This window comes from Micromonospora sp. URMC 107 (genome assembly GCF_051386315.1).
Classification (GTDB): domain Bacteria; phylum Actinomycetota; class Actinomycetes; order Mycobacteriales; family Micromonosporaceae; genus Micromonospora.
Genome location: NZ_JBPQTK010000221.1, coordinates 1 through 5,133, shown reverse-complemented (window position 1 = coordinate 5,133; position 5,133 = coordinate 1). Strand labels below are relative to the sequence as shown.

At 75.1% G+C, this 5,133-nt stretch carries 4 protein-coding genes and 2 pseudogenes; 2 read left to right on the top strand and 4 right to left on the bottom strand.

Going from position 1 to position 5,133, the window contains the following annotated elements; all coding sequences use genetic code 11:
- Both ACSNN9_RS27700 and ACSNN9_RS27695 read left to right on the top strand, forming a co-directional pair.
- A pseudogene (locus tag ACSNN9_RS27700) lies at positions 1–998 on the top strand (hypothetical protein); the annotation flags it as partial.
- Positions 999–1,127: 129 nt separating this feature from the next.
- Complete coding sequence (locus ACSNN9_RS27695) at positions 1,128–2,351, top strand: ABC transporter substrate-binding protein (protein WP_436676237.1); 1,224 nt, start codon at positions 1,128–1,130, stop codon at positions 2,349–2,351.
- A gap of 186 nt (positions 2,352–2,537) precedes the next feature.
- Here the strand turns inward: ACSNN9_RS27695 and ACSNN9_RS27690 are convergent, their stop codons facing one another.
- The 4 genes and pseudogenes from ACSNN9_RS27690 to ACSNN9_RS27675 all read right to left on the bottom strand — a co-directional run.
- Positions 2,538–3,131 carry a GTP-binding protein gene (locus ACSNN9_RS27690; protein ID WP_089002065.1) on the bottom strand — a complete coding sequence of 198 codons (594 nt, stop codon included), beginning with the start codon at positions 3,129–3,131 and terminating at the stop codon, positions 2,538–2,540.
- 1 nt (position 3,132) lies between these two features.
- Positions 3,133–3,510 (bottom strand): DUF742 domain-containing protein, encoded by a 378-nt coding sequence (locus tag ACSNN9_RS27685; RefSeq protein ID WP_030329021.1) that lies wholly within the window; start codon positions 3,508–3,510, stop codon positions 3,133–3,135.
- Between the two features lie 96 nt (positions 3,511–3,606).
- A complete protein-coding gene (locus ACSNN9_RS27680; RefSeq protein WP_067370442.1) occupies positions 3,607–4,011 on the bottom strand; it encodes a roadblock/LC7 domain-containing protein in 405 nt (134 codons plus the stop codon).
- Positions 4,008–5,133: pseudogene (locus tag ACSNN9_RS27675) on the bottom strand (ATPase); the annotation flags it as partial. The gene ACSNN9_RS27680 and the pseudogene ACSNN9_RS27675, both read right to left, overlap by 4 nt.

Here is a 5,133-nt window from a genome sequence, read left to right as displayed (position 1 = left end):
CAGCCCCCCGGCCGGGCCAGGAGTCCGCTCCCCCGGCCGCCCGGGCGGAGCCCGCTCCCCCCGGCTCCCGGGCCAACTGGCCGCTGGTCAACAACCCGGAGAACCCGGCCGACAGCTCCGCCAAGAACCCGGTCGCCGGCGCCTACGGCGACCGCGGCGGGCGCGGCGTCGACGCCCCGACCGATCCGGGGGCGGAGCGCCGGGTCACCCCGCCGTGGCTGGCCGACGACCTGCCCCAGGAGCCCCCGGTGCTGCGGCTGGTCGAGCCGCCGCCGCTGGCCGACCGCGCGCTGCGCGGCGGGACGGGCCCCGCTGCCGACGCGCAGCCCGAGACGCCCCCGCTGCGGCTGGTCGACCGTGAGGAGGCCGCGCGCAGTGGCCGACCGGCCCCCCGCGACGAGCGGCCGGTGACGCGGGACGAGCGACCGGCCCCCCGTGACGAGCGGCCGGTGGCCCGTGAGGAGCGGCCGGTGGCCGACTACCGGCCGGCGCCCCGCGACGAGCGGCCGGTGGCCGAGTACCGCCCGGCGCCCCCGATGGAGCGCCGCCCCCCGCCCGTGTCCGACGAGGGCGACGGCGACCTGCTGATCTTCGCCCAGGCCAAGTCCGCCTGGTTCGTGGGGCACGACGACGAGTCCGACCTGGACTGGTCCACCACGGCCGACACCGGCTGGCAGGCGGCCGAGCAGGCCGCCCGCCCGGCGGTCGGTGCCGAGACCCCGGCCGGGCTGCCCAAGCGGGTCCCCCAGGCCAACCTCGTCCCCGGCTCTCCGCTGCGGGAGGAGCGGCCACTGCGGATCGTCCGCGACGCGGCGAGCCTCGCCGAGAACACCACCGGATACTTCCGCGGCTGGCGCCGGGGACAGGAGATCGGCGGGTTCGCGGTCGGCGGCCGGCCCGGTCGGGAGGCCGCCGGCGGCTGGGACTTCACCCGCGACACGGGCGACCGCGACGACGACCGGGAATTCGAGTACCGCTCCGCCGGCTACCGCTCCTGACCGCCGCAAAACCGCCTCCCACCTGCGTGTTCCTGCCCACACCCGGATGATTTGACGCCGCCTCGCGGCGGCCGGGAGCATACCGGCGGAACAGCCGGCGGCAGGGGTCGCCGGGTGGGAAGGCGACTCATGGCGACATCGGCACCCGGCCCCTCCGCGTTCACCCGGCGCGGCCTGCTGGCCGCGACGGCGGGCACGCTCCTGCTCAGCGCCTGCGGGCGCGGCGAGGCGGGCGAGGGCGATCCGGTCAGGACGGTCGCGCCGGGCGGTCAGGAACTGCTGATCGGGGTCAGCCTGGAGCTGACCGGTCCCGGCGCCGCCCTCGGCGTCCTCCAGCAGCGGGCGCTGGAGATCACCCTCGAATCGCTCAACGCCAACGGCGTGCCGATCGGCAACGTGCGCCGCGCCGTACGGCTGGAGGTCCGGGACAACGCCGGCGATCCGGCGCTGACGGCCCGGCAGGCCACCGCGCTGGCCCGCGACACCGGCGTGCACGCCCTGGTCGGCGGCACCCTGGCCGAGACCTCGATGGCCCTGGTCGGGGTCGCGCAGAAGGAGCGGGTGCCGTTCCTCTCCCTCGCCTACGGCGACGGGATCGTGCTGCCGCTGCCGCAGCGGACGTACGTCTACAAGATGACTCCGGACGCCGGCGACATGGCCCGGCGGCTCGCCCGGCTCATCGCCTCGCAGCGGCTCTCCCGGGCGGCGCTGCTGGCCGCGGACGGCCTGCACGGCGACTCCGGCGTACGGGCGATGACAGGGGCCCTGCGTACGGCGGGAGTGGCGCTGGCCTCCGCCAACCGGCTACCCCGCACCGGCGGCGACCTCCGCCGGGCGGCCCGCGCGGCGGCGGGCTCGCGCCCCGACGGGGTGGTGGTGTGGGCGACCGCCCCGGACTCCGCCGCCGCCGTGGGGGCGCTGCGCCGGGCCGGCTACGACGGACCGGTCTTCCTCGACGCGGGCGCGGTGGCCGAGCAGACCCTGGAGGGCGGGAACGCGGCCCTCATGGAGGGCACGTACGCCGTCCATCCGACCTCGCTGGGCGGAGCGATGCTCGCCAACACCACCATGTCCGCGTTGGACCGCAAGGAGTTCGTCTACCGCTACGTCCAGCTCCACGGCGGGTTCAGCGGCTTCGCCCCGTACGCGTCCGACGCGGTGCGGCTGATCGCCGACGCGGCGCGGCTCTCCACCAGCGTCGACCGTGGACGGATCCGGGCGTTCCTCCAGAACCAGGTCACCGAGGGGATGGCGGGGATGTACTCCTTCACCCCCATCCGGCACGGCGGCATGGACCAGGGCTCGCTCGGCGTCTACACGGTCAGCGCGGGCGCCTGGACGCGGGTCTCCTGACCCCGCGCCGGCCCGCCGCCCGCTCCTGGTGACCCGGCCCGCCGTCCTCCCGGCCGTGCCGCAGGCGGCGCCCCGCCGGCCGTGGGGGGCCGGCGCACGGCGCGGGCGTGGCGTCGACCCCGTGGTGCGGACAGCGACGAGCGCCCGGTGGCGGCCGAGGCCGTCACCGGGCGCGGGTCGCGTCGATCAGGCCGGCGCGACGGCGCGCGAGCGCCGCATGGTCAGCACGTACTCGACCAGCGAGATCAGCACGTGCTTCGTCGACTCCCGGTTACGGGCGTCGCAGGCCACCACCGGCACGTCGCCGGAGATCGCGAGCGCGTCCCGGACGTCCTGCGGGTCGTGGTACTGCATCCCGTCGAAGCAGTTGATGGCCACCAGGTACGGCAGCCGCCGGTGCTCGAAGAAGTCGATCGCCGCGAAACAGTCGGCCAGTCGGCGGGTGTCCACCAGCACGACCGCGCCGATCGCGCCGCGGACCAACTCGTCCCACATGAACCAGAACCGGGTCTGCCCCGGCGTACCGAACAGGTACAGGATCAGGTCACGGTCGATCGAGATGCGGCCGAAGTCCATCGCCACCGTGGTCGTCGTCTTGCCCGGCACCTGCCGGGTGTCGTCGACGCCCACGCCGGCGGAGGTCATGATGGCCTCGGTGGTCAGCGGCGTGATCTCCGAGACCGAGCCGACCAACGTCGTCTTGCCGACGCCGAATCCACCGGCGATAACGATCTTCGCCGACGTCACGCGCCCACTCGGGGTCGGCGGGCGGTGCGACATGTCAGAGCCTGCGAAGTCCACTCAGCACCCTCTCCAGCAGTTCAGTGCCCACCGCGTCGTCCGAGTCGTCCAAGATGGTCGGCTCGTGGACCGCGACCAGGCCGTCCGTCGCCATGTCGGCGATGAGCACCCGGGCCACACCGAGCGGGAGCTGCATCCGCGCCGCGATCTCGGCGAGCGACTGCACACGTCCATCACACAGCGCGGCGATGTACTGGTGCTCGCGACCCTGACCGCCGTTGCCATTGGCAGCGGCGCGGCCGCGCACCGTCGTCTCGACGAGCGCCTCCAGCGCGATGTCGAGGCGGGGGCGGGTACGACCACGGGTCACGGCGTATGGACGGACCAACGCTCCGGTCGGCTCGTCACGATCGGCCATGTCGCCGCTCACCTCCCTCGCACCCGGCACCGGCTCCGGATGGAGCCCGTCGTCGTTGTCGTTGTCGCCCCGCCGACCTCACGGGTCAACAGGTCGTCAGCCCAGCATCCCCGCAGCCGCACGTGGCTGCGGGGTCAACGCGTCGCCCACCCGGTCGACCAGCAGGGCCATCTCGTAGCCGACCTGTCCCACGTCGCAGCTGCGGGCGGCGAGCACCGCGAACGACGACCCGTCCGAGATGGACATCAGGAACAGGAAGCCATTGTCCATCTCCACCACTGTCTGCAGCACCGCGCCTCCCTCGAAGCAGCGGGCCGCACCCTGGGTGAGGCTGACCAGGCCGGACGCGATCGCGGCCAGCTGATCGGCCCGGTCACGCGGGAGGTCCCGTGACGACGCGAGGAGCAGTCCGTCCGCGGAGACGGCGACCGCGTGCGCGACACCGGGTACCCGGTCGGCGAAGTTGGCCAGTAGCCAACCGAGATCCTGCGTAGTTGTCATCGTTCTTGCTCCTTCTGCCCGCTCCCGGCCACCGGGCCTGAGCCAGACTGCGAGGATTGCTGCCCTCCCGGAGTCGCCTCCGGGCTGGTCGGGTTGCTGTCCGACGGGTTCGTACGCCCCCGCTGCACGCCCCGATGGTAGGCCGAAAGCAGGCCCCGGACACCTTCCGGCGTACGCCGCTGCACGGAGGTGGTGGGCTTCTCCACCGCGCCGGGCACCAACTGCGCCATCGGGGTGCGCTTGGGCAGCCCCGTCGAGGTGGTCGCCGCGACCGGCACCTCGGTCGCCGCCGAGGCGGCGCGCCACCCGTCGTCGGCCGCGGTCTGCCAACCCACGGTCTGCTGCTGCGAGGACCGGCGGTGACCGAAGCTGTCGGCGACGCCGGGGCGGGTACCCCCGTTTGCCATCGGTCCGTTCTCGCGCGGCGCTCCTCCGGCCGCCGGGGTGTCTGCCATCGGCGAGTTACCTGTCGTCCCGGGTGGTGTCGGCTGCACGTCCCGACCGTCGGTGTCGACCCGCGCGAACTGCTGGGTCGGTCCACCGTCGGTCGGCGTCTTCACGGCGGCCACCGCCGCCTCCTCCGGCCCCGGACGGCGGGTACGGAACCAGGCCGACTCGAGCTCCCGGAAGATCGGCAGCTCCATCGTCTCGTCCGCGTACCGCTGCGGGGTCTGGGCCGGCGGCGTGGTCGGCCGCGCCTGCGGGGCGGCCGGGGCGGGCGCCTGCGGAGCGGGGGCGTGGGTCGGCGCGCCGGAGCGCGACACCCGCGGCAGTTCGGTGGTCATGTCCAGCGCGGCGGCCAGACGCTCGGGCACCGGCGGGGTCGCCGGCTCGCGGTCCGCACCGGCGACCGGCGGCCAGGCGGGCGGCGCCGGCGTGCTCGGCCCGGGCGTGCCGGGGGCCTGACGATGGGGCAGCGGACCGTCCGGCGGCCCCGAGACGGGCGAGCCGGAGTACGGCGAGGCCGAGACGGGCGAGCCGGAGTACGGGTGACCGGAGACGGGCGACGCCGAGACCGGCATGCCGGAGACCGGCGGGCTGGAGACCGGCGGCGCGGAGTAGGGCGCCGGCGGAGTCGACACCGGCGGGCCCGCGTAGGGCACGGGCGGCGCGGAGACCGGC

Excerpts from the sequence above, each read along its gene's own strand:
- ACSNN9_RS27695 (WP_436676237.1), top strand. The coding sequence starts at position 1,128 with ATGGCGACATCGGCACCCGGCCCCTCCGCGTTCACCCGGCGCGGCCTG.
- ACSNN9_RS27690 (WP_089002065.1), bottom strand. The coding sequence starts at position 3,131 with ATGTCGCACCGCCCGCCGACCCCGAGTGGGCGCGTGACGTCGGCGAAG.
- ACSNN9_RS27685 (WP_030329021.1), bottom strand. The coding sequence starts at position 3,510 with ATGGCCGATCGTGACGAGCCGACCGGAGCGTTGGTCCGTCCATACGCC.
- ACSNN9_RS27680 (WP_067370442.1), bottom strand. The coding sequence starts at position 4,011 with ATGACAACTACGCAGGATCTCGGTTGGCTACTGGCCAACTTCGCCGAC.